We start from the raw sequence: 3,437 nt of genomic DNA, 5'->3' as shown, positions 1-3,437 counted from the left end.
ACGCAAAAAGTACAACTATTCCACTAGTCACTGGATTTAATATGACCCCAACAATGTCCCCAGAAATATTTGCAGCTTTTTCAATCATAGTCTAGTTAGCACACTCCGCTGCAATCGACGGGGGGTATATTCGCGATGCTGTCAAAATTCCGTTAAAGGAAATAATACCCTAAACAACTTAGTTTGAGCAGAAATTAATAACCGAAAAATGGAATTGATACATAATATTATCATCAACGGTTACCTGGGAAGTCTTCCATCCCCACAGCTAGCTAGCGGGGCATTCGACTGACATAAGTCGAGGTTCCGCAGTCCCTATCATTTTATAATGTTTCCCCTTATATGACTAAATATTATTATAACGTGAGCTTTAGTGTTAGATTGAATTTTTTTTTTCAGTCTTGTCTAACTCTCATATTATTTTTAATAATTTCTCCTGCTGATATTTAAAGTTGTTCAATATTTCCCAGGTCTGGTATCTGTATAGCTACACTCAGGAAAGTTGCGCATTAAGTTTCGGTTTATTCGAGATTGGGAATTTCTTTTCCTGACTCATTGTCTCTTGAAGGTTTCCTTTTCACGAAAATATGAACTAATTGCAAAGAGGGAAATTTTCTTTGTCATAATTAGTTTACGTACATATGACTAAGCAAGTTGCGCGAATAACTAATGTGTCCATCAATTTCCCTACTCTTTAACTTATTCAAAATCATGTTCTGTTTTTAATATTTACTGCATAATGAGGTTTTAGCCATTCAATTTATTTCTTTTATTTTATTCATAGAGATCTTTTGTAAGGATATCTCTTCCTTATTAATATTTTTATAAATCTATCTATATCAAGTGTTAACTTTATATATATCTTGATCTAATAATTTTTAGTATGATATCCTTTAATATTTTTGCACTTATACAGATAAAGGGGGTTATAGCATATGCATATGTATAGGGGGGAGGATTGGGTTTGTTTTCAGCCCTTACACTTGGTCTTAATTCTCTGATCTCTGATCCTATCAGTGTAGTATCTTCGCCATCTCAACTTACTGATAGGTTACTCAGGCATGAACTTACTGTGTTAATTCCAGCTCAGAACGAGGAGACTTCCATTGGAAGCAAAGTCTTGATTGCGGCAAGTTACGCTGACCGTGTACTAGTTCTTGACGAAGGTTCTACCGATCGAACTATGGAAGTAGCTGCTTTGGGAGGAGCACGAGTTGTTCCTATCTCCGGTGGGGAGGATGCATTACTTGATGTCCTCTACAAGGCATCTCTTGATTCAGAACTTGTGGTTCTTATCTATCCGGAATGCATGCAGGACATAGATCTTCTTTCCCATGTCCTTGAACCTTTAAGGCAGGGGTTTGACCTATCTGTGGGTTCGTGGCCCTGCCGTATCTCCTGTGAGCAAGAAACAGTAATGCTCTTTAATGGGAAAAACACATTTAAAGAGAAAATAGGCTTTCTTGCAATAACTGCAGGTTCACTGCAGAAAATCAGTTCGGGCAAAGGACATTTAACTTTAAAATCCTTGCTTTCTGCAGCAAAAACCGAAGGACTCAAGGTTAACTACCTGAGTTTTGATGTGGATCCTATATTCAGGAAACTTGAGAGTACACGTATCGGAGTTGTCGTGCCTGCTTATAATGAGGAATTACTTATAGGTGAGACTCTAAGTGGTATCCCGGAATACGTGGACAGAATTTACGTGATCGATGATGGTAGTATCGATCGGACAGGTGAAATTGTAAAAAAGTTCGGAGATCCCAGAATTGTGTATTTGCGCCATGAAGTAAATAAGGGAGTAGGCGCAGGAATAATTGACGGGTATAAACTTGCTCTGAAAGACGAAATGGACATCGTTGTGGTTATGGCCGGAGATAATCAAATGGACCCTGCTCAGCTTCCCAGGTTGATTTTTCCAATCATTGAGGGAAGAGCAGATTATACAAAGGGCAACAGATTACTCACTGACGATTTTATGACCGGGATGAGTAAGTGGCGATCTTTTGGAAACCTTCTCCTCAGCTTTATCACAAAAATAGGCAGTGGTTACTGGCAGGTTATGGATCCCCAGAATGGATATACAGCTATTTCCAGGCAGGCCCTGGAGGTTATTGATCTGGATTCAGTTTATCCTTATTATGGTTATTGTAATGATCTATTGATCAAGCTTAATGCCTTTGGAATGAGAGTAATGGATGTGGTAATGCCCGCCCGTTACGGTAGAGAGAGATCGAAGATTCGATACGGCAAGTTTATCCGCAAAGTAGCTCCTATGATCTTCAGGGGTTTTCTATGGAGGCTAAGGGTCAAATATACGGTGCTGGATTTCCATCCACTTGTACTATTCTATTTCCTTGGAATGGTTGCCTTGCCTGTAGGTGTTCTTTTAGGGCTATGGGGCTTTTTGCAGATCTTGTTGCAAAATCCTCTCCCTTCCTACTACCCTCTGCTCGGCTTCCTTGTACTGGGTACTGGGCTTCAGATGCTTCTTTTCGGAATGCTCTTCGATATGCAGGTCGAAAAGAAACGGAACGAAAGAGTAGGGATTGCTCGTTAAGTCCCAGAAGATTATTCTTCCGGATTTTTCATTTTAATCTACCCCTTCTGTTTTATTCATTGCCTTTTGACTCCATTTTTTCATTCATTATCCCTTAATTCTTCTTTTTTAACCAGTCTACAGCAAAACAACTATTATACTAATCCCAAGTATTTCAGCAATGAAAGTTTGTAAAAACTCAAGTTCGAAGGACTTTTCTAACACTCTTACAATATAATCTATAGTTCCTTACTCAACAAACTACACTCTTTATTTGTGGATTGAAAGTTTCCATCCATCTCTTTGCAAACGATAATGAATTTTCCACTTTTATAAACTCATTTTTTATAATGTTTTTTAGATGTTCTTTTGATTGAATAAATCTGACAGGCACTTCTCTTTTTATTGTTTTCCATACAAATTCTACAGGATTTAGATCTGGTGAATAAGGAGGGAGAAACACAAGTGTTATTTCTAATTCTCTTGCTTTTCTCACCGTTTTATCAGCGTGATGTGACCTTGAATTCTCTAAAACAAGAATTATTTTCTTTTTTGGATTCTGTTCCACAATTTTCTTTAGGAACTCACATACGTTTTCTGTCCTTGAACTTTCCATAAAATCGATGAAATTTCTACCGTTGATAGAATAAAAGGCAAATGCATTTGCCTTTATATAATTTGTATTCTTAATCATTAAAGGCTTTTTAAATGACCATAATCGTTGCGTATTTGCTTTTGTTTGTGGTGAAGATTCATCCCGAAAACCTATGATATATTGATCATCTGGACCAGTATATTCTGGAATTGCTTCTATTAACTTTTTTTAAAATTTCCTCAGCGTTTTCAGGTCTTCTGTAGTCAAGAGTATATGGTTTAGAATGATACATATTAAAACTAT

General features: G+C 37.3%; 1 protein-coding gene and 1 pseudogene. One reads left to right on the top strand and one right to left on the bottom strand.

What is annotated here, in order from left to right; genetic code table 11:
* The first annotated feature begins 958 nt into the window (after window positions 1-958).
* Window positions 959-2,560, top strand: coding sequence for a glycosyltransferase family 2 protein (locus tag BP621_RS08000; protein WP_292389022.1), 1,602 nt, complete (start codon window positions 959-961; stop codon window positions 2,558-2,560).
* Between the two features lie 232 nt (window positions 2,561-2,792).
* Here BP621_RS08000 and BP621_RS07995 read toward each other — a convergent pair.
* Window positions 2,793-3,437: pseudogene (locus tag BP621_RS07995) on the bottom strand (IS630 family transposase); the annotation flags it as partial.

Source organism: Methanosarcina sp. UBA5 (genome assembly GCF_002505485.1).
In the GTDB taxonomy this organism is placed as follows: domain Archaea; phylum Halobacteriota; class Methanosarcinia; order Methanosarcinales; family Methanosarcinaceae; genus Methanosarcina.
The sequence above is the reverse complement of the archived record's forward strand: the minus strand, read 5'-3'. Positions and strand labels throughout refer to the sequence as shown.